Source organism: Gaoshiqia hydrogeniformans (genome assembly GCF_049347105.1).
Lineage (GTDB): Bacteria > Bacteroidota > Bacteroidia > Bacteroidales > Prolixibacteraceae > Gaoshiqia > Gaoshiqia hydrogeniformans.
Window position 1 is genome coordinate 15,557 of sequence record NZ_CP186334.1, and the last position, 19,994, is coordinate 35,550.

A 19,994-nucleotide genomic window follows, 5' to 3' on the forward strand; every position below is an offset into this window, starting at 1 on the left:
CTTTTGAAAAATGCAACGCATGAAACGATATATCAACCCGGAACCAAAAGAATGGCCTCAGATCCTGAAGCGCCCCCTGTTTAATGCCTCCGACCTCACGGAGAAAGTCCGCCTGATTTTGAATGACATCCAGTCAAGCGGGGGACATGCCATCCGAAAATACACCGAAAAATTCGATGGCGTATTTTTAGGCAAATTTGCGGTGACCGAAGAGGAAATAAATGCTGCCGCCGGTCAACTTGACGACCAATTGAAAGCAGCCATTGAAACAGCTGCCGAAAACATTACCCGTTTTCACGCCAGCCAGATGCCCGAATTACAAAAGATAGAAACGCGTCCGGGAGTAAGCTGCTGGCAAAAAGCGGTTGCCATCAGTAAGGTCGGGTTGTATGTTCCGGGAGGTTCGGCTCCCTTGTTTTCAACGGTGCTGATGCTGGCTATCCCGGCTAAAATTGCCGGATGCAGTGAAATTGTACTTTGCAGCCCTCCCAACAAGGAAGGGAAAATTCATCCGGCTATTTTATTTACGGCGAAACTGGTAGGCGTCACCAAATTGTTTAAACTGGGCGGAGTTCAGGCAATCGGGGCCATGGCCTACGGATCTGACTGCATTCCAAAAGTTGACAAAATTTTTGGTCCCGGAAACCAATACGTCATGACTGCCAAACAATTGGTCAGTATCAGCGATGTTGCCATCGACATGCCTGCCGGCCCATCCGAAGTAGCCGTTATGGCCGATGAAACAGCCAATCCTGAGTTTATTGCTTCCGACTTGCTGTCGCAGGCCGAACACGGCCCTGACTCACAGGTGATTTTGGTAACCAATTCGGAAAATTTAGTGGACGAAGTTGAACTTGCCCTGGAAAAGCAACTGGCACAACTAAGCCGCAAAGACATTGCAGCCAAGGCCTTGGGCAACAGCGTAGCCATCGTGCTGAAGGATGAGAACAAACTGATTGACCTGATTAATGAATACGCTCCCGAGCACCTGATCATTTCGATGAAAAACTACCTGGATACTGCCGAAAAAATTGTTAATGCCGGTTCGGTATTTTTAGGAAATTATACACCCGAGAGCGCCGGCGATTATGCCTCAGGAACAAACCACACCTTGCCGACAAACGGCTGGGCCCGGTCTTTCAGCGGCGTCAATCTCGACAGCTTTATGAAAAAAATTACGTTCCAGGAAATTTCAAAAGAAGGCATCCGTAAGCTGGGGCCTGTCATCGAAACCATGGCGGCAGCCGAAGAACTGGATGCCCATAAAAATGCCGTGACATTGAGGTTAAAAACAATTGAAAACGATTGAAAAAAATGAACTTAGATAAGCTTTTACGCCCCAATATCAAAAACCTGAAACCCTATTCCTCTGCACGAGATGAGTTCTCGGGTGAAGCGATGGTATTTCTCGATGCCAACGAGAATCCCTTCAACCAGCCCTATAACCGCTACCCGGATCCGCTGCAGCGCGGGCTGAAAGAAAAAATTGCCAAAATTAAGGCATGCCGAGCAGAGCAAATCTTTTTGGGCAACGGCAGCGATGAACCCATCGACCTGTTATTCCGCGCTTTTTGCGAACCGGGTCGGGATAATGTGGTGACCATTGACCCTACCTACGGTATGTACCAGGTCGCCGCGGGGATCAATCATATTGAAGTCAGGAAAGTCATATTAAAAGAAGACTACCGTTTTGTTGCCGACGAGTTACTGGCAAAAACCGACGACCACACCAAGTTGATTTTCGTTTGTTCTCCCAACAATCCCACCGCCAACCTGCTCGATAAAGACGAAATATTAAAACTGACCAGAGGTTTCGGTGGCTTGGTGGTGCTCGACGAAGCTTACACCGACTTTGCCCCGGGCACCAGTTTATTGCCCGAGCTCAACCAACATGAGAACCTGGTTATCCTGCAAACCTTTTCCAAAGCGTGGGGAATGGCCGGTATCCGGCTAGGAATGGCTTTTGCTTCAGACGAAATCATCCGCATCCTCAATAAAATAAAATACCCCTACAATATTAATATACTCACCCAGCAAAAAGCGCTGGAGCTTCTTGACCGGGAAGAAGAAAAAAACAACTGGGTGAAACTGCTGATCGGAGAACGGCAAAAGCTGGTTGATCAACTGAAACCTTTCCCGTTTGTTGTAAAAATTTTCCCTTCTGACGCTAATTTTCTGCTGGTAAAAGTACACGATGCCCGTGGCATTTATGACTATCTGGTAGAAAACGGCGTTATTGTTCGCGACCGGTCGAACGTAGTCTTGTGTAACGACAGCCTGCGGATTACCGTTGGATCGGCCGAAGAAAACGCGATTCTGATTGAAAAACTGAACGATTTGATATGAAGAGAGCTTTATTCATAGACCGCGACGGCACCCTGATTACGGAACCCGCTGACGAACAGATCGACTCGCTCGAAAAACTGGAATTTCTTCCAAAAGTTTTCCGAAACATGTACTTCATTGCCAAAAACCTGGACTACGAATTGGTGATGGTCACCAACCAGGATGGCTTGGGTACTGCATCGTTCCCCGAAGATACTTTTTGGCCGGCTCATCAAAAAATGTTGAAGGCCCTCGAAAATGAAGGTATTGTTTTCGATGATATCCTGGTTGACCGCAGTTTTCCGCAGGACAACGCTCCCACCCGCAAACCACGGACCGGCCTGCTGGGAAAATACCTGGACGGCAGCTACGACCTGGCCAACAGCTTCGTGATCGGCGACCGGCTCACCGACATCGAACTGGCCAAAAACCTGGGAGCAAAAGGTATTCTGCTTAACGACGGATCGCTCGCCCAACAGCTAAAAGAAAGACAACTGAAAAGCAACTGTGCGCTCATCACGTCCGATTGGGACGAAATTTACGCCTGTGTTGCCGCCCCCGAACGAACAGCCAGCATACAGAGAAACACCCGCGAAACACAGATCAGCATCCACATCAACCTGGATGGCAGCGGAAAGGGAAACATCAGCACAGGCATCGGATTCTTCGACCACATGCTTGACCAGATTGCACGCCATGCGGGTATCGATCTGGATATCCATGTAAACGGCGACCTGGAGGTGGACGAACACCATACCATCGAAGATACCGGTCTGGCGCTGGGCGAAGCCTTCAGACTGGCGCTGGGCAATAAACGCGGCATTGAACGTTACGGTTACTGTCTGCCCATGGACGATTGCCTCTGCCAGGCGGTCATCGACTTCGGAGGCCGTCCCTGGCTGGTGTGGGATGCTGAGTTTAAGCGGGAAAAAGTGGGCGACATGCCTACCGAAATGTTCTTTCACTTTTTTAAATCATTCTCCGATGCCTCACTCTCTAATTTAAATATCAAAGCCGAAGGACAGAACGAACATCATAAAATTGAAGGTATCTTTAAAGCGCTGGCCCGGGCCATCAAAATGGCCATTAAAAAAGATGTGTTTAACTTTGAACTTCCTTCTACAAAAGGAGCACTTTAATTGATTAACCACATTGATACCGGAGAAATACGCAGAGGCAAAAGAGAATGTCATCCGGTTAATAAAAGGAATAAAAAGAGTCATAAACAAATATAAATATTAACTCAGCGTCCTCTGAGAACAACTCAGCGACCTCTGCGGTTAAAATATCAATCTATGAAAAGCATTAAACCCTTACGCGAAAAGAAAAATACAGCCATCCTGCTGATCCACTGCCCCGACCGGCAAGGCATTCTGGCAACGGTTACCGAATTTCTGAACAAGAACAACGGGAACATTATTTACCTCGATCAGTATGTCGACCGCGCACAAAAAATATTTTACACGCGGGTAGAATGGGAACTGGAAGGTTTTGCCATACCTGCCGAAAAAATCGGCGAATACTTTGACACGCTGATCGCCTCGAAACTGGAGATGGCCTGGAAACTATACTTTTCGGAAGAAATTCCGCGCATGGCCATTTTTGTATCTAAAATGTCGCACTGTCTGTTCGATATTTTATCGCGATACACGGCCGGCGAATGGGATGTCGAAATTCCCGTCATCGTCAGCAATCACGAAGATATGCGCCCTGTTGCCGAACGATTTGGAATTGACTTTCATTATTTTGAAGTCACGCCTGAAAATAAAACGCAACAGGAAGAAGCGGAATTGGAGCTATTGAAAAAGCATCAGATCAATTTTATCGTTCTGGCCCGCTACATGCAGATCCTCTCAAAAGATTTTGTACAGCATTACCCTAACAAAATCATCAACATTCACCACTCGTTTCTTCCGGCATTTGCCGGCGCAAAACCCTACCACGCGGCACACGAGCGCGGGGTAAAATTGATTGGGGCCACCAGTCATTATGTGACCAGCGACCTGGATGCCGGCCCCATTATTGAGCAGGGCGTTACCCGTTGCAGCCACGTAGACACGGTAAAAAGCCTCACCCGCAAAGGCCGCGACCTGGAAAAGATTGTCCTTTCAAACGCCGTGTTTAAGCACCTTCAGCGGAAAGTTCTCGTATACAAAAACCGGACGGTGGTGTTTAATTAGTCATTGGTTATTGGTTATTGATAATTAAAAAGTTATGAAATATCTGTCTGTTATTTTTGTACTGATGGTATTTGCAGCACAGGCACAAGTCCCGGTCAGGGACGTACCTGCCGATTACGGCTACATCGTAAAGATCGGGCAACAGGCGCCCGATTTTACAGCTGAAACGCCCGACGGCAAAACCGTGAGGCTATCCGATTTGAAAGGAAAAGTTGTTATGCTGCAATTCACGGCCAGTTGGTGCTCGGTATGCCGGAAGGAAATGCCGCATATCGAAAAAGACATCTGGCAGAAACATAAAAACAACCCTGATTTTGCCCTTTTCGGAGTCGACCTGGACGAACCAAAAGAAGTGGTTGAAAAATACACCGGACAAATACCGGTCACCTACCCGATGCTGCTCGATCCGAAAGGCAAAATATTTTACTCGTATGCCGAAAAAGGAGCCGGTGTCACCCGAAACGTAATCATCGACCCAAACGGGAAGATCATTTTTATGACCCGGCTGTACAAAGAAGAAGAGTTTGAGGAGATGAAGAACGTGATTGAAGAAAGCATCCGGCGATAGTATTCAAGTGCATCAGTACATCAACTCATTAGCACAAATTCAACAGACATTACGAATGCTGCAAATTAATTCATGATGAAGGACTCAAAACTATGAACATCGTAATCATCAAATACAACGCCGGAAATATCGAATCGGTGAGCAATGCCTTGGCGCGACTGGGCATTCGATCTGAAATAACCGGCGATCACGAAAAAATCAGAAAAGCCGACAAAGTGATTTTCCCGGGAGTAGGAGAAGCCAGCACAACGATGGCCTTTTTAAAAAAAGAAGGGCTCGACAAGCTGATTCCCTCGCTCAGTCAGCCGGTTTTGGGTATTTGCCTGGGGCTTCAACTCATGTGCAGCCATACCGAAGAAGGAGATACGCCTTGTCTGGGGATCTTTGAGGAAAAAGTTAAACGCTTTGTTCCCGAACCGGGCATGGAATACATCACCAAGGTGCCACACATGGGCTGGAACAACATCACCCAACTGAAAAGCGGTATTTTCGATCCCTCGCTCGAAGGGCAATATGTCTATTTCGTGCATTCGTTTTATGCCGCTGCAGGCAAACACACGGCAGCCGTTTGCAACTACATCAATCCATTCAGTGCGGCCCTTCACAAAGATAACTTTTACGCCACCCAGTTTCACCCCGAAAAAAGCGGGCCGGTTGGCGCAAAAATACTGGAGAATTTTTTAAAACTGTAAAAGCAACATAGTAACAAAGTGCCAAAGTACCTGAGTTGTTTTGTTTCAATAAACCGAAATACTGACATAGATGAAAACTTACCGAGAGATAAAAGTTTGGCAAAAAACAATGTCGTTTGTAAAAACCATCTACAATACAACCAGGCACTTTCCAAATGAAGAAACTTACGGGCTAACCAGTCAGATCCGAAGAAGCGCCGTTTCTATCCCATCAAATATTGCAGAAGGCTTTGGAAGAAGGTCTTCCAATGAGTTTACCCGTTTTCTGCAAATTGCCATGGGTTCGCTTTTTGAACTACAAACACAACTTGAAATTTCAAAAGATTTGGAATTCCTTGATGATAAAACTTTTGATGAATTATATCAGGACTCAAGGGAAATTGAAAGAATGTTATCAGCATTTATTGGGTCAATCCAAAATATTAACTCTGAAAAGTAAAAAAATGCAACTATACTCAGGAACTCAGGAGCCCAGGAACCCAGGAACTAAAATTACAATCATCCCAGCCATTGACTTGATTGACGCCAAATGTGTGCGGCTTTCGCAAGGCGACTACAACCAGAAAACCGTGTACAACGAAAACCCGCTCGAGGTAGCCAAAATGTTTGAGGGTGCCGGGATCACCCGCCTGCACCTGGTTGACCTGGACGGCGCCAAGGCCAAACACATTGTCAACCATAAAGTACTGGAAAGCATTGCATCAAAAACCAGCCTGGTGATTGACTTTGGCGGCGGCCTTAAAAGCGACGACGACCTGCGCATTGCCTTCGAAAGTGGCGCCCAAATGGTAACCGGCGGCAGCATTGCCGTGAAAGACCGCGAAACCTTTTTAAGCTGGATTGAAACTTACGGGGCTGAGAAAATCATTCTCGGGGCCGATGCCAAAGACAAAAAAATTGCCGTGAGCGGCTGGCAGGAAGTATCTGAACTGCCCATCCTTGAGTTCATTGAAAGCTACACCAGCCGAGGCATCCGTAAGGTTATTTCAACCGACATTGCCCGCGACGGTATGCTCACCGGCCCCAGTATCGACCTGTACCGGGAAATACTGGAGCAATTTCCCAACCTGGAGTTGGTTGCCAGTGGCGGCATTGCTTCCATGAAAGATATTATTGAACTCGACGAAATGGGCGTACCCGGAGTGATCACCGGCAAAGCGATTTATGAAGGAAAGATTGGCCTTGATGAGATTAATAAATTTATTAGATAAGTATATGAGAGCCTAAGTAACTCGTGTTTCGTCAACTCTTAAATGGCGTATAGTCATCCTGAAACAAGTTCAGGATGATCCGATTACGGCGAAGTAGCGTTGACTTGACACCAGGTCTGACGATCTAAAAAAACTCAGAAACTAAAAAACTAAAAAATGCTTGCAAAACGAATCATATCATGCCTGGATATCAAAGACGGTCAGACCGTGAAAGGCATCAACTTTGTCAATATCAAAAGCGTGGGCGACCCGGTTGAACTGGGCGCCTTGTACGCCGAGCAGGGAGCCGACGAACTGGTTTTCCTCGACATCACCGCCACGCACGAAGGACGTAAAACCTTTGTGGAACTGGTAAAACGCATTGCCCGCGAAATTAACATCCCCTTTACCGTGGGTGGCGGCATCAGCGAACTGAAAGACGCCGATGCCCTGCTAAGCGCAGGCGCCGACAAGATCAGCATTAACTCGTCGGCCGTACGTAACCCAAAACTGATTGACGAACTGGCACTTAACTTCGGCAGCCAGTTTGTGGTACTGGCCATCGATGCACGCGGCGACGAATCCGGACATTGGACGGTCACGGTAAACGGAGGACGCATTCCGACCGACAAAGAACTTTTCTCCTGGGCAAAAGAAGGCGAAAGCCGTGGAGCAGGCGAAATACTGTTCACCTCGATGAACCACGACGGAACCAAAAACGGCTTTGCCTGCAACGAGCTGGCCCGGCTGGCCGACAAGCTGACCATACCGGTTATTGCTTCGGGCGGCGCTGGTAATATGGAACATTTTGCAGAGGTGTTCACCCGCGGGAAAGCCGATGCAGGACTGGCTGCGAGCATCTTCCACTACAAGGAAGTTGCCATTCCCAACCTGAAAGCCTATCTGAGAAATAAAGGAATTGTTGTACGATAAAAGACATGTATATTTGATTATTTATCAGATAAAATGACTCTGGCACAAAATCATCAATTGTACCAATCGGTTAAACAAGTGCTTAACGGCGCCTGGGAAAAGGTTTACCGGGTTGCTAATACCAGCATGGTGACTGCTTATTGGCAAATTGGTCGGTTAATTGTCGAAGAAGAACAAAACGGAGCAAGCCGTGCCGGTTACGGGAAAATGGTTTTAAAAGAACTGTCCGAAAAACTGACAGCAGAGTTTGGCAAAGGATTTACCGAAGCAAATCTTCGTAACTTCCGACAATTCTACCTTATATTCCCTGAAGTTTGTACTGAAGCGGCTGTCCCAGGGTCGGATTCTCAAAAACGCTACACACTGTGTAGCGAATTAAGCTGGTCTCATTTTCGCCTGATCATGCGCGTTGAAAATTCTGACGCACGTAACTTTTACATCCAGGAAACAGTTCACCAGAATTGGAGCGTCAGAGCGTTGGACCGTCAAATAAATACGTTGTATTACGAACGAATTATATCAAGTCAGGATAAAAAGACAGTTCAAAAAGAAGCCGGAGAAAATACCCGAAAACTTGCTGAATCTCCCCGTGATTTCATAAAAGATCCTTATATTCTGGAGTTTCTCAAATTGAATCCTGCCAATACCTATCTCGAAAAAACACTTGAAAACTCACTGATTGAGAACCTTCATTCTTTCATTCTGGAACTCGGGAAAGGTTTCGCTTTTGTTTCCAGACAATACCACCTCAACATCGAAAACGAGCATTACTACATTGATTTGGTTTTCTACAATTACATTTTAAAGTGTTTTGTTTTAATCGATCTTAAAGTTGGGAAACTAACCCACCAGGATGTTGGGCAGATGGATATGTATGTACGTCTTTTTGAAGAAAAGGTGAAACAAGACGATGATAACCCCACCATCGGGATTATCTTGTGTTCGCAGCAAAATGAGTCCGTAATTAAATATTCCGTGCTTACCGAAAATAAGCAACTTTTCTCATCAAAATACAAACTCTATCTTCCGACAGAAGAAGAGTTGAAAAATGAAATTGAACGCGACCGTATTCATCTTGAAAACAGGTTGCACGAAGAATTTGTAAAATATTATTCAAAAAAAATACAAAAAAGTCATGATTGAATCGCTTGATTATTCGAAACTGAACGGCCTGATCCCGGCTGTGATTCAGGACAACACCACCTTGAAAGTATTGATGCTCGGCTTTATGAACGAAGAAGCCGTGAAGAAAACCGAAGAAACCGGTAAAGTCACTTTTTTCAGCCGCACGAAAAACCGGCTGTGGACCAAAGGTGAAGAAAGCGGCAACTTTCTGAATGTGGTTTCCATTGCCTCCGACTGTGATGATGATACCCTTCTGATCAAAGTTAATCCGGTTGGCCCAACCTGCCACACGGGCGCCGATACCTGCTGGAATGAAGAAAACGACGAAAGCGACCTGATGTTCCTCGAATACCTGCAGGATTTTATCGACCAACGCAAGCAGGAGATGCCGGAAGGATCGTATACCACTTCCCTCTTTCAGAAAGGAACCCGAAAAATTGCGCAGAAAGTAGGCGAAGAAGCCGTGGAAACCATCATTGGCGCTATGGCCGACGACGACGAAAATTTTCTGTACGAAGGCGCCGACCTCTTGTACCACCTCATCGTGTTACTGACTCACAAAGGATACCGGATCGAAGATCTGGTGAGCGAACTGAAGAAACGGCATAAGTAGGATTGGGCGTTGGTGGTTATTTGCATCTCCTTCGTGAACTGGCTATTGGGCAAAAAAACAATGAAAAACGAGGCCGAAAATCCGTCGCACATTATTGGAACACCTGCAAATACATCACGTAGAATTTGTTAAGAGTTGTAAATCTGAACGTTAAAAACAGAAAGTATAATCACAACCACCACACTTTTTCCTATCTTTGCGGCATAATTTTCAACGAATATGTATCGGATTGTCCTTGTATTTTTGTTAACGGCGTTTTTAGCAAGTTCACACAATCAGGCTAAAGCTCTGAATAATGACAAAAAGGTCAGGTACAATTACCTGACTTATGTACCTGAAAATTACGACAGTTTAAAAAGCGGACCGATGCCGGTCATTTTCTATCTTCACGGCCGATCAGCATCCGGCACCGATCTTAACCGTGTTAAACGCTACGGATTGCCTTATTTTCTCGATAAAGGAAAAAAACTCGATTTTATTGTCGTATCACCGCAATGCCCCTGGGGAAAAAACTGGGCCAGCGAAAACTGGTTCGATACCATTTATGCAGAAATCAACGCCAAATACCGCATCGATCCAACCCGCGTGTACCTGACCGGGATGAGCTTAGGCGGGTTCGGCACCTGGGAATTGGCCAACCGGCTTCCGCATAAATTTGCGGCCATCGCACCTGTCTGCGGAGGTGGAAGTACCGACTGGATTGAAAACCTGTCCCAGCTTCCGGTATGGGTATTCCACGGGGTAAAAGACAACCAGGTTTCCGTATTTCGCGCCGACCGTATGGTAAAAGCCCTGAAACAACGCCAGGCAGTTGTGGAGTACAGCCGTTTCCCCGACAAGGGACACGACATTCACCGGGTTTACGACGATGATCGGTTGTACGAATGGTTTAAACTATTTTCTGCCCGCCCCGAACAAAATAACCTGCATCCCCTAAACCAAATCCAGCTGACGGAAATTTCGAACCCCAATCTTGAGCAGGAAAAACGAAAACTCCGTGAAATTACCAGGGCCGGGTTCTTTTAACGGTATTCAACCAGCCAAATTATCGTTTAACGCGAAGCTTTTTCTTTGAATTTTAAATCGTTAAACTTTATCCGTTACGGCTTGTTAACTTACCGTCAATAAATATTCGCAAGCGGCGCAGGCTGAGGAAATAAAACTATCTTTGCGCCACAATTTTGGAGATTATATGCAGAAGATTAGAAACATCGCGATCATCGCGCACGTTGACCACGGCAAAACCACGCTGGTGGACAAAATGATTTATTATTGCAACATTCTGAAAGACCACGAAAAAAAGCAGGAACTAATTCTCGATAGCAACGACCTGGAACGGGAACGCGGAATTACCATTCTGGCCAAGAACGTTTCGGTCATCTACAAAGACGTTAAAATTAACATCATCGACACCCCCGGACACGCCGACTTTGGCGGCGAGGTGGAACGGGTTTTAAACATGGCTGACGGCGTGTTGCTGTTGGCCGACGCCTTTGAGGGTACCATGCCTCAAACCCGATTTGTCTTATCGAAAGCGCTGGCGCTCGGCTTAAAGCCAATCGTAGTAGTCAACAAAGTAGATAAACCCAACTGCCGTCCAGAACAAGTTCACGAGCAGGTATTCGACCTGATGTTCAGTCTGGACGCCACCGAGGAACAGCTGAATTTTCCTACCATTTACGGATCGGCCAAAGAAGGTTGGATGACCAACGATCTGGCAGTAAAAACCGACAACATCAGCCCTCTGCTGGATGCAATTCTTGAATTTATTCCGGCTCCAAAAGAAAACCCGGGTACGCCGCAAATGCTGATTACCTCGCTGGACTACTCGTCGTACGTTGGTCGGATTGCCATTGGCCGCATTCACCGCGGCGACCTGAAAGAAGGCATGCAGGTAGCCCTGGCCAAACGCGATGGTTCGATCAAACGAAGTAAAATAAAAGAGTTACATACATTCACCGGATTGGGACGCCAGAAAATGGAGTCCATGCACAACGGAGATATTTGTGCATTGGTAGGCATCGAAGGCTTCGATATCGGCGACACGATTTGCGATATCGAAAACCCCGAACCGCTTGACCCGATTGCCGTTGACGAACCCACCATGAGTATGGTATTTACCATCAACGATTCGCCCTTTTTTGGAAAAGAAGGAAAATTTGTGACCTCGCGCCACCTGAAAGAACGCCTGGACAAAGAGCTGGAGAAAAACCTGGCGCTTCGGGTCGAACAAGGAGAATCGGCCGATACCTTTACGGTATACGGACGTGGCGTATTGCACCTGTCGGTTTTAATTGAAACCATGCGACGCGAAGGCTATGAGATCCAGGTAGGACAACCGAAAGTATTATTCAAAGAAATCGGCGGCATTAAATGCGAACCGATTGAAGAAATGCACGTAGACGTTCCGGATGAATTTTCGGGTAAAGTGGTGGAAATGGTCACCGTGCGTAAAGGCGAAATGCAGAACATGGAACGGAAAGGCGACCGCATTCACCTGGAATTTCTAATTCCCTCGCGCGGAATTATCGGCTTACGTACCAACATGCTGACTGCTACAGCCGGAGAAGCCGTGATGACCCACCGGTTTATCGAGTATCAACCCATGAAAGGCGCCATTGATGGCAGGAATAACGGCTCGCTCATTGCTAAAGAACCGGGAACTGCATTCGCTTATGCGTTGAATAAACTGCAAGACCGCGGACGTTTCTTCATTGACCCGGGACAAGAGGTGTATGAAGGCATGGTGATTGGCGAAAACAGCCGGGCCGACGACCTGGTAGTCAACATCACCCAGTCGAAAAAGCTGACCAACATGCGGGCTTCAGGTTCCGATGATAAAGTGAGACTGGCCCCACCCGTTGTTTTCAGTCTGGAAGAAGCGCTGGAATATATTGGTAACGACGAGTACCTCGAAGTCACCCCAAAATCATTACGTATGCGGAAGATCTTCCTGAGGGAAACCGAACGCAAACGGGGCGGGAAAATCAACTATTAGGCAAACAGGTATCTTCTTAAGCCGGCATTAAACCGGTATAAGAATCACAGAACATAACGGAAGCAATTGAACATCCGACAAGAAGCCGGATTCAATTGCTTTTCTTTTTCGCCTCATGCACTCCCGGTTCCGAGCCGGAGAATTTCATCCGTACATTTTTCAACGGCTTGCCTGAAACCGACATTTCACTTTTGAATCCGGGAGAAGATGTTTTCTACAACATAATTCATGGTTTTAACACATTAGCCATTTTTTATACGCCTGTTTTATTGTAACTTTTATTGTGGTTTCAACAATCGTTCAACTTAAAAACAGCTGTTATGGAAATGAAAACTTGCTCCACAGCGGATACAACTCTTCTGGCTTGTCTGAAAATCGCCCAATCTTTTAGCGAGAACATCTTTGAACTCGCCCACATCCGCACCGACTGGACTCAGGAATATGCCAATGACCTGAAGGAAAAAATTAAATCGGTCCAGATTAACCATTTGCAGGCAGAATTTTGTGTGGAAACTGCAGAACACAAACGCGCCCACCTGCTGATGCTCACATCGCTCAAAGACTTCAACCTGCTGCGCGCCTTGATCCGGATCGAATTTAAAAACGAACCGAAATTCGTGAAGATGGTTTACGACGAACTGGGCTTTACCGATCTGTTCAGCGAGGCAATTAACGGCGACTACCATAGCCTGTACCTGCTGATTGAACGTTTCTACACGAACATGACCCCGCAAATCCGGGAGAAACTGATCAGCAAAACAATCCCTATTCTCATGATTGACAGGGCGCTGAATTATTATGAACAGGTTCAGCAATACCGGAGTTGCTTCGACATGGAATTTGAGAATAAGGGTGTTACCGAAGAAGGGAAAGTGAAAATTAAGGAAATCTATAGCGAAATTAAAGACATTTGCCGGATTGCAACAGCCTATTACATGCTTGACCCGTCAAAGCGCGACCAGTTCTGTTTCTTCCGTGTACTGCACGGAATGAATATTTCTATTCCGGAAACAATCTATAACAAATAATACCTGGCAGCGGAAATAACTGCTTTTTGATCAGTATCCTGTGGTGCCCTCTCAGCCGTTAACGGCTTTTGACCTGCCAACCTCCAAAAGTTGACAGGTCATTTCATGTTATTCCCGTTCTTCCTGATCGTCAAAAGATGTATCCGGTACGGGGAATTCTTCATCTGCCTGATCAGTTTCCTCCTCTTCCGGTTCATCATCATCCGGTTCATCATCAGAAAAAACCTCACTCACGGGAGGCTGCGGCTCTACACGTTTCATATGAGGTGGAAGCTGCACCGGCGTTTCTTCCTGAAAGTAAGGGAACACATCAACAATGGTACTCAGGCTCATCGCGGTGGTATGAAAAGGCACGAGAATATACGAAAGCCCTTCTTCCAGCCGCTGAAAGGCTTCTTTAAAATCGTCGGCTGCAACCAAAAAGTGGTTGTTCACTTTCTTCTCTTTCCCGGCCTTTTCGTCGATGGTAACAATGGCAATGCGGGCCTTGTACCAAAACTCGCCGCTCTCGGCCGGAAATATTTCAATGATGTTCGATTTTTTGATGTTGTCGATATGAAATTCCCCGCGAATCATCTGCTGCATTTGCTGAATAATCCGCGCTTCGGCATCGGTAAACGAAACCGCGTCAACCAGGTAAGACTCGCCCACTTTACGTTCGCGCCCGTCCTGATCAACTTTTACATATTTTACCTTGACTTCAAACCAAGTCTGCATAAATTAGATTTTTATAGTTGACCTGCAAAGATATTTTCTTCTTCGGGGAACTCCCTTTTTTTCAGAAATAGTTTTCCACATTTTCTCAGCTTCCGGGGAAAAAAATCAGGGGGCGGTTCCAAAAGTCATTCGATAAAAAACATACTTGAACAAATGGCTGAATAACAGATCAAAAAAATCAACCTAAATGCAGCCAAAGCGTTACATATAAAATCCTTTTCCTAAAACCGAAATGATTTTATCAACTTAAATCGAATAAATTATGATTATTGGACTCCTGAAAGATGCTGCCCCCGAACGAAGGGTAGCCCTTTTCCCGGAACATGTGAAACACCTGATCTCCCTGAAAACTGAAATCTGGGTTGAACAGGGGGCCGGAGCCGGTGCGTTTGCGGCCGATGAAGCGTATGTGGAGGCCGGCGCCAGGGTGGTTTCGCGCGGGGAAGTATTGGAACACGCCGATCTGCTTGTTCAGGTTTCAGAGCCTGACAACAGTTTAGCCGACCACTTAAAACCTGAGCAAATCTGGCTGAGCGAATACAAGCCGCTGTGGAATACCGGGTTGGTTAAAAAGTTTGCAGAAAAAAAACTAACCAGCTTCAGCATGGATACCATTCCCCGTTCAACGCGGGCACAGGCAATGGATGTGCTTTCATCCCAATCTACTGTTTCCGGCTACAAGGCCGTGCTGGATGCAGCCATGCACCTGCCCACCTTTTTCCCGATGTTTATGTCGGCTGCCGGAACCATTCGCCCGGCTAACGTACTGGTACTGGGAGCAGGCGTTGCCGGCCTGCAGGCCATAGCCATAGCCCGCCGGATGGGGGCCCAGGTTGAAGCCTTTGACGTACGTTCGGCCGTGAAAGAAGAAGTGATGAGCCTTGGCGCCCGCTTCGTGGAAGTGGAAGGCGCCAAAGAAGATGTTGCGGCGGGCGGTTACGCGGTAGAGCAAACCGACGAATACAAAAAACGTCAGCAGGAAGCCATTAACCGGCACGCCATAAAAGCCAACGTAGTTATTTGTACCGCCCAAATTCCTGGCCGAAAAGCACCTTTGTTGATTTCGAAAGAAGTGGTAGCCGGTATGCAGGCCGGTTCGGTCATTATCGACCTGGCTGCCTCAACCGGTGGCAACTGTGAACTCTCGGAAGACAACAAAACGGTGGTGAAACATGGCGTGACCATCATCGGACAATCGAACTACCCCGCCCAAATGCCCAAAGATGCCAGCAAGATGTTTGGAAAAAATGTCAGCAACTTCCTCGAACTGCTAATTGCCGGCGACGGCAGCCTGAAACTGGACTTTAACGATGAAATCGTCCGCGGAACCTGTATTACCCACCAGGGCGAAATTTACAACGAACGTGTCAAATCTGTAATTGAATAAGCTATGGAACAAATACTTCAGTTTTTCTTTACTTACAAAGAAGCCATCTTCATCATTGCCCTGTCCGTTTTTCTGGGGATTGAGGTGATTTCCAACGTGCCCTCGGTGCTGCACACGCCGCTTATGTCGGGCGCGAATGCCATCAGCGGCGTCATTATTATTGGCGGTATCATTCTGGTGGGCCATGCCGATGCGTCGCGTCTTTCTGCCGAACTCATCCTCGGCATACTGGCCGTCTTTTTCGGCACACTCAATGTTGTTGGCGGCTTTGTGGTCACCGACCGGATGCTCGAAATGTTTAAAAAGAAGAAAGGCAGGAGGGCATGATGGATCAAATAATCGGAACACTGGACGGTATGCCCTTTACCATTGGGGCAACCTTGCTTGAGTTGAGTTACCTGGCAGCCGCATTGCTGTTTGTTTTTGGCTTAAAATTATTGAGCCATCCGGATTCGGCACGCCGGGGAAATTTCTATGCCGCCTCGGGTATGTTGCTGGGTATGCTGACTACCCTTTTGCTCCATAAAAACGGTGACGGAAGCGGGATCCCACTGGCAAATGTCTGGATCATTCTCGCCACCATCGGCCTTGGTTCGGCCGTTGGCTGGATAGTTGCCCGAAAAATAAAAATGACTGCGATGCCGCAACTGGTGTCGTTCTACAACGCTACCGGCGGCGCCGCCTCCATGCTGGTGGCCCTGCTCGAATTTCCAAATGCCGATATGAATAACATCGGCTCGGTATTGGTCACCTTATTGGGATTAATTATCGGAGCGGTGGCATTCAGCGGCAGTATGATCGCCTACGGCAAACTCGACGGCAAGGTCGGTGATATCCGGTCGGGAATGATGAAATACATCAATATCATCTTGTTAATCGTAACCTTTGGCCTGGCCGCCTGGATGATGTTTTCGGGCCAAGCACCCACCGAACCGGATTGGGCCATCTACCTGCTCATGGGGCTTTCGCTCGTTTACGGGGTGATGTTTGTCATGCCGATCGGAGGAGCCGATATGCCTGTGGTGATCTCGCTGCTGAACAGTTTTACCGGGATTGCCGCGGCCATGGCAGGCTTTATTTATAACAACCAGGCCATGATTTTGGGCGGAATTTTAGTTGGTGCAGCCGGAACAATCCTGACGGTACTCATGTGCAAAGCCATGAACCGGTCGCTGCTGAATGTGATTGTTGGTGCATTTGGAGGTGGCGGAACTGCCCGGGCCGGCGAGCAGGGTGAAATGAAAGAAATCACGATGAGCGATGCCGCCATCCTGATGAGTTACTCCCGTAGCGTGGTTATTGTTCCCGGTTACGGGTTGGCCGTGGCCCAGGCCCAGCATGCCTGCCGCGAGCTGGACGAGTTGCTGGCCTCGAAAGGGGTAAATGTACGCTATGCCATTCACCCGGTTGCCGGACGCATGCCCGGACACATGAATGTCCTGCTGGCCGAAGCCGATGTGCCCTACGAACAACTGGTGGAGATGGAATCGATTAACCCCGACATGCCCAATACAGACGTGGTAGTGGTGATTGGCGCCAACGACGTGGTTAACCCGGCAGCCATAACCGACCCGGGAAGCCCGATCGCCGGAATGCCGATTATCCGGGCACACGAGGCCAAAAATATCATTGTGATGAAACGCGGTCGCGGGAAAGGTTACGCGGGTATTGAAAACGAACTGTTCTTTGATCCCAAAACCCGGCTGTTATTCGGCAATGCCAAAGACACGTTACAAAAATTGAGCAATGAAATAAAAGCGCTCTGATTTTTATTCCGCGAAACAGTGATGTTGACAAGTGGAGTGCAAAAACAAACGATAAAACATATAGCGAAGCAGTCTGGTTACGATTTTTTTAACAGATTGCTTCGTCTTTTTTATACCACAGGGATGAAGTCACTATCACTTCACCGGGCTCCCCGTCAACTCAAACACCTTACCTTAGCCGGTAAGCAATTCCGATATGAACATTAATAGCCGAAATCTTCTGTTCCGACTCAACACCGTACGTCTTGAACTTTGGTTTTGCCGAAAAATAGTCGGCATTGACTAATAAGCTCCATTTTTCGGTAAAGTGATACCGAAGCGATGCGCCAAGGTCCCAGCCAAATCCTTCTCCGTCCTCTTTTCCGAAATCATTCGGCTCAAACCTCGCTGAAACAAGCCCGACCATCCATTTCAGGTCAAGATCCACCCGTCCGCTTAGCGGCATCGACATCATCGGTCCGGCCATCAGGCTGCCATAAGCCCAGTCGCCATCGATGCCGTACATGTCAAAATTATGGGCAGAACCCGACCATAATCCTGCAATCCCAAAGTTTTCTCCGAATTTGTACCCAAAATTGACCAGGCAAAGATTCAATCCGATTTTGGCAAAACCACCTTCATCAACTGATTTGCCGGCAAAATCGCCAACCGGAAAGGCTGGTCCCAGGCTTAAGCCAATATAGCCTTTTCGCTCCGTGCCCTGCCCAAAAAGGCCCACGCTCAAGGCAATCAAAACCAGTAAACACATTGCATTTTTCATGGTGATACGATTTAGTTTCCCTACTCATCTGGCTTTTCGGTTTCGCCCCGTTTTTGAATGTGGAGTCCGGACTCCATGATACGAATAAGTCCTGTCCCGGTGTTCGTGCCCGGGTTATATACGCAGATTATCCGGAAATGCTGCATATTCCGGATGCTTTTTAACAAGTGTCAGAAAATGTTAGCGTGATTGGTTTTCAATCTCCAGAAACATCTGTTTGAAACAATTCGACGGGGTATTGACCGAGGTGTCGGCCGTATTGTAAAATTCGTTTAAGAATGCCCCCGCTCCCGACCAAACCGTTTGCATCATCCCCTGGTAGCGTTCTTTCATCACCTCGGTGGCCGATTGCCTGAACTGATACAGGTCGCGGGTTTGCAGTACCGCATTCTTCGGGTTCCTCCACGGGCAGGTGATTACCTGAAAACCTTTCATGGCAAAATACACGGCCGATTTATCCGGACGCTCGTAATGCCAGTTGCAAATCATCACTTCTTTCGAAATCAAGTCAATAGCGCGATGAGTTTCGTTCATACTGGCTTCCCACATGCCCATGCCGGTTGTTTTACCATCGAGCAGGCGGTCGCCCCAGATCCACAACTGCCGGTTGCTTTGCGCCAGGTGGTTTCGAATTTTATTGACCTCCCCGGCAAATAGTTCCGCTTTGTCGCGACCGCTGCAGCGTGGGCATTTATCGTCGCCCAGGTAAAACACCTCATCCATCCCGGCATGGAACGCATCGGCTTCAAACACCCCGCAAATTTCATCAACCAGGTCAAAAACCACCCCGTGTACCTCCGGGTGAAGCGGGCAATAACTTTTGCAATACAGCCCGTCGGCATTCGGCCATTCATATTTTTCGGGCAATTGCACATGCGGCGTTTCGTCGAACTGCGGGTATACTTTTAACAAATTACCCGGTACCGAAGCCCACGACTGATGTCCCAGCAAGTTGATCTGCGGAATCAGCCGAATATTGTTTTTCCGGCAAACCTCCACCAGTCTTTTCACCTCCGGTTCCGATAATGCCTTTTCATCGCGCAATTCGGGATGACTTTTGAATTGATAATTATAGTCAACCCTCAGCACCAGCACATTTACCCGGCGGGGAGCCAGTTCCTCATCGACAAAACGCACAAAACGATCGAGTTCACCGACCTTGGGCGCAGCGATACAAAAACCGCGTACCGGTAAAAACTCCTGCCCCGGACTTACGGTAACCAAACCCAATAAAATGGCCAAAAAGAAAAATAGTTGTTTCATCTTGTCGCTAATTTATCAAAAAAAAAACTGACAATGAAATACCGCATTGAAAAAAAGCGTATCCGAACCGCAATGACCGAAAAAACGGAGACGGGAGAACGGAGAACGGACAACGGTAGCAAGCCGCCTTTCACTTTGTTACTTTGCCACTCAGGCACTTTGGCACTCAGGTACTTCTTTAACGCATAGAACGCCATGAAGCCGCAAAGTTTCGCAGAGAGCAATTCCATGCCCCATGCCCCATGCCCCAAGCTCGGTGCTGCAATGATCGATTAACGGAGAAGGGAGAATGGAGAATGGAGAACGGACAACGGTAGCAAGTCGCCTTTTACTTTGGTACTTTGCCACTCAGGTACTCAGGTCTTTTTTAACGCGGAGAAGCCGCAAAGTTTTGCAAGGGGTACCCCCTCCCTCGTCCTGGCGTTAGCGGCAGGAACGTCCTGGATATC

At 47.5% G+C, this 19,994-nt stretch carries 20 protein-coding genes; 17 read left to right on the forward strand and 3 right to left on the reverse strand.

The window, feature by feature from the left end:
- Positions 1 to 19: 19 nt before the first annotated feature.
- From hisD to ACOIT5_RS00135, 14 genes are all read left to right on the forward strand, one after another.
- A complete protein-coding gene (gene hisD / locus ACOIT5_RS00070; protein WP_423128429.1) occupies positions 20 to 1,309 on the forward strand; it encodes a histidinol dehydrogenase in 1,290 nt (429 codons plus the stop codon).
- Positions 1,310 to 1,314: 5 nt separating this feature from the next.
- Complete coding sequence (hisC, locus tag ACOIT5_RS00075; RefSeq protein WP_423128430.1) at positions 1,315 to 2,346, forward strand: histidinol-phosphate transaminase; 1,032 nt, start codon at positions 1,315 to 1,317, stop codon at positions 2,344 to 2,346.
- Positions 2,343 to 3,464, forward strand: a complete 1,122-nt coding sequence (gene hisB / locus ACOIT5_RS00080; RefSeq protein WP_423128431.1) for a bifunctional histidinol-phosphatase/imidazoleglycerol-phosphate dehydratase HisB — start codon at positions 2,343 to 2,345, stop codon at positions 3,462 to 3,464. Before hisC ends, hisB begins: the two co-directional genes overlap by 4 nt.
- A 156-nt stretch (positions 3,465 to 3,620) precedes the next feature.
- A complete protein-coding gene (gene purU / locus ACOIT5_RS00085; RefSeq protein ID WP_423128432.1) occupies positions 3,621 to 4,505 on the forward strand; it encodes a formyltetrahydrofolate deformylase in 885 nt (294 codons plus the stop codon).
- A gap of 34 nt (positions 4,506 to 4,539) precedes the next feature.
- Positions 4,540 to 5,073, forward strand: a complete 534-nt coding sequence (locus tag ACOIT5_RS00090; RefSeq protein ID WP_423128433.1) for a peroxiredoxin family protein — start codon at positions 4,540 to 4,542, stop codon at positions 5,071 to 5,073.
- A 92-nt stretch (positions 5,074 to 5,165) separates the two neighbouring features.
- Entirely contained in the window at positions 5,166 to 5,765 is a 600-nt protein-coding gene (gene hisH / locus ACOIT5_RS00095) for an imidazole glycerol phosphate synthase subunit HisH (protein WP_423128434.1), read from the forward strand.
- Between the two features lie 70 nt (positions 5,766 to 5,835).
- Positions 5,836 to 6,204 (forward strand): four helix bundle protein, encoded by a 369-nt coding sequence (locus ACOIT5_RS00100; protein ID WP_423128435.1) that lies wholly within the window; start codon positions 5,836 to 5,838, stop codon positions 6,202 to 6,204.
- Positions 6,205 to 6,208: 4 nt separating this feature from the next.
- The gene (hisA, locus tag ACOIT5_RS00105; protein ID WP_423128436.1) at positions 6,209 to 6,976 is read left to right on the forward strand and encodes a 1-(5-phosphoribosyl)-5-[(5-phosphoribosylamino)methylideneamino]imidazole-4-carboxamide isomerase; all 768 of its coding nucleotides are present in this window, start codon (positions 6,209 to 6,211) and stop codon (positions 6,974 to 6,976) included.
- 156 nt (positions 6,977 to 7,132) lie between these two features.
- The gene (hisF, locus tag ACOIT5_RS00110) at positions 7,133 to 7,888 is read left to right on the forward strand and encodes an imidazole glycerol phosphate synthase subunit HisF (RefSeq protein ID WP_423128437.1); all 756 of its coding nucleotides are present in this window, start codon (positions 7,133 to 7,135) and stop codon (positions 7,886 to 7,888) included.
- A 33-nt stretch (positions 7,889 to 7,921) separates the two neighbouring features.
- Entirely contained in the window at positions 7,922 to 9,031 is a 1,110-nt protein-coding gene (locus ACOIT5_RS00115; RefSeq protein WP_423128438.1) for a PDDEXK nuclease domain-containing protein, read from the forward strand.
- On the forward strand, positions 9,024 to 9,626 hold the full coding sequence (gene hisIE / locus ACOIT5_RS00120) for a bifunctional phosphoribosyl-AMP cyclohydrolase/phosphoribosyl-ATP diphosphatase HisIE (protein ID WP_423128439.1): 603 nt from the start codon (positions 9,024 to 9,026) through the stop codon (positions 9,624 to 9,626). The genes ACOIT5_RS00115 and hisIE overlap by 8 nt, the downstream gene beginning before the upstream one ends.
- 219 nt (positions 9,627 to 9,845) lie before the next feature.
- Positions 9,846 to 10,652, forward strand: coding sequence for a prolyl oligopeptidase family serine peptidase (locus ACOIT5_RS00125; protein ID WP_423128440.1), 807 nt, complete (start codon positions 9,846 to 9,848; stop codon positions 10,650 to 10,652).
- Between the two features lie 166 nt (positions 10,653 to 10,818).
- A complete protein-coding gene (gene typA / locus ACOIT5_RS00130; RefSeq protein WP_423128441.1) occupies positions 10,819 to 12,624 on the forward strand; it encodes a translational GTPase TypA in 1,806 nt (601 codons plus the stop codon).
- 320 nt (positions 12,625 to 12,944) lie between these two features.
- Positions 12,945 to 13,652: a hypothetical protein gene (locus ACOIT5_RS00135; protein ID WP_423128442.1), complete on the forward strand. Its 708-nt coding sequence runs from the start codon at positions 12,945 to 12,947 to the stop codon at positions 13,650 to 13,652.
- A gap of 108 nt (positions 13,653 to 13,760) precedes the next feature.
- Here ACOIT5_RS00135 and ACOIT5_RS00140 read toward each other — a convergent pair whose 3' ends face one another.
- Positions 13,761 to 14,369 carry a DUF4494 domain-containing protein gene (locus ACOIT5_RS00140; RefSeq protein ID WP_423128443.1) on the reverse strand — a complete coding sequence of 203 codons (609 nt, stop codon included), beginning with the start codon at positions 14,367 to 14,369 and terminating at the stop codon, positions 13,761 to 13,763.
- Positions 14,370 to 14,631: 262 nt separating this feature from the next.
- Here ACOIT5_RS00140 and ACOIT5_RS00145 point away from each other — a divergent pair, with 262 nt between their 5' ends.
- From ACOIT5_RS00145 to ACOIT5_RS00155, 3 genes are read left to right on the forward strand one after another with little or no spacing between them, the layout of a single operon-like run.
- The gene (locus ACOIT5_RS00145; RefSeq protein WP_423128444.1) at positions 14,632 to 15,756 is read left to right on the forward strand and encodes a Re/Si-specific NAD(P)(+) transhydrogenase subunit alpha; all 1,125 of its coding nucleotides are present in this window, start codon (positions 14,632 to 14,634) and stop codon (positions 15,754 to 15,756) included.
- 3 nt (positions 15,757 to 15,759) lie between these two features.
- On the forward strand, positions 15,760 to 16,083 hold the full coding sequence (locus tag ACOIT5_RS00150) for an NAD(P) transhydrogenase subunit alpha (protein ID WP_423128445.1): 324 nt from the start codon (positions 15,760 to 15,762) through the stop codon (positions 16,081 to 16,083).
- A complete protein-coding gene (locus ACOIT5_RS00155) occupies positions 16,080 to 17,522 on the forward strand; it encodes an NAD(P)(+) transhydrogenase (Re/Si-specific) subunit beta (protein ID WP_423128446.1) in 1,443 nt (480 codons plus the stop codon). Before ACOIT5_RS00150 ends, ACOIT5_RS00155 begins: the two co-directional genes overlap by 4 nt.
- A gap of 169 nt (positions 17,523 to 17,691) precedes the next feature.
- On the opposite strand, the gene ACOIT5_RS00160 is transcribed toward ACOIT5_RS00155, so the two are convergent.
- Both ACOIT5_RS00160 and ACOIT5_RS00165 read right to left on the reverse strand, forming a co-directional pair.
- Entirely contained in the window at positions 17,692 to 18,282 is a 591-nt protein-coding gene (locus tag ACOIT5_RS00160; RefSeq protein WP_423128447.1) for an outer membrane beta-barrel protein, read from the reverse strand.
- A gap of 180 nt (positions 18,283 to 18,462) precedes the next feature.
- Complete coding sequence (locus ACOIT5_RS00165) at positions 18,463 to 19,545, reverse strand: family 20 glycosylhydrolase (protein WP_423128448.1); 1,083 nt, start codon at positions 19,543 to 19,545, stop codon at positions 18,463 to 18,465.
- Positions 19,546 to 19,994: the final 449 nt, after the last annotated feature.

Coding starts and splice junctions, on each gene's coding strand:
- hisD (WP_423128429.1), top strand. CDS start 20: ATGAAACGATATATCAACCCGGAACCAAAAGAATGGCCTCAGATCCTG.
- hisC (WP_423128430.1), top strand. CDS start 1,315: ATGAACTTAGATAAGCTTTTACGCCCCAATATCAAAAACCTGAAACCC.
- hisB (WP_423128431.1), top strand. CDS start 2,343: ATGAAGAGAGCTTTATTCATAGACCGCGACGGCACCCTGATTACGGAA.
- purU (WP_423128432.1), top strand. CDS start 3,621: ATGAAAAGCATTAAACCCTTACGCGAAAAGAAAAATACAGCCATCCTG.
- ACOIT5_RS00090 (WP_423128433.1), top strand. CDS start 4,540: ATGAAATATCTGTCTGTTATTTTTGTACTGATGGTATTTGCAGCACAG.
- hisH (WP_423128434.1), top strand. CDS start 5,166: ATGAACATCGTAATCATCAAATACAACGCCGGAAATATCGAATCGGTG.
- ACOIT5_RS00100 (WP_423128435.1), top strand. CDS start 5,836: ATGAAAACTTACCGAGAGATAAAAGTTTGGCAAAAAACAATGTCGTTT.
- hisA (WP_423128436.1), top strand. CDS start 6,209: ATGCAACTATACTCAGGAACTCAGGAGCCCAGGAACCCAGGAACTAAA.
- hisF (WP_423128437.1), top strand. CDS start 7,133: ATGCTTGCAAAACGAATCATATCATGCCTGGATATCAAAGACGGTCAG.
- ACOIT5_RS00115 (WP_423128438.1), top strand. CDS start 7,922: ATGACTCTGGCACAAAATCATCAATTGTACCAATCGGTTAAACAAGTG.
- hisIE (WP_423128439.1), top strand. CDS start 9,024: ATGATTGAATCGCTTGATTATTCGAAACTGAACGGCCTGATCCCGGCT.
- ACOIT5_RS00125 (WP_423128440.1), top strand. CDS start 9,846: ATGTATCGGATTGTCCTTGTATTTTTGTTAACGGCGTTTTTAGCAAGT.
- typA (WP_423128441.1), top strand. CDS start 10,819: ATGCAGAAGATTAGAAACATCGCGATCATCGCGCACGTTGACCACGGC.
- ACOIT5_RS00135 (WP_423128442.1), top strand. CDS start 12,945: ATGGAAATGAAAACTTGCTCCACAGCGGATACAACTCTTCTGGCTTGT.
- ACOIT5_RS00140 (WP_423128443.1), bottom strand. CDS start 14,369: ATGCAGACTTGGTTTGAAGTCAAGGTAAAATATGTAAAAGTTGATCAG.
- ACOIT5_RS00145 (WP_423128444.1), top strand. CDS start 14,632: ATGATTATTGGACTCCTGAAAGATGCTGCCCCCGAACGAAGGGTAGCC.
- ACOIT5_RS00150 (WP_423128445.1), top strand. CDS start 15,760: ATGGAACAAATACTTCAGTTTTTCTTTACTTACAAAGAAGCCATCTTC.
- ACOIT5_RS00155 (WP_423128446.1), top strand. CDS start 16,080: ATGATGGATCAAATAATCGGAACACTGGACGGTATGCCCTTTACCATT.
- ACOIT5_RS00160 (WP_423128447.1), bottom strand. CDS start 18,282: ATGAAAAATGCAATGTGTTTACTGGTTTTGATTGCCTTGAGCGTGGGC.
- ACOIT5_RS00165 (WP_423128448.1), bottom strand. CDS start 19,545: ATGAAACAACTATTTTTCTTTTTGGCCATTTTATTGGGTTTGGTTACC.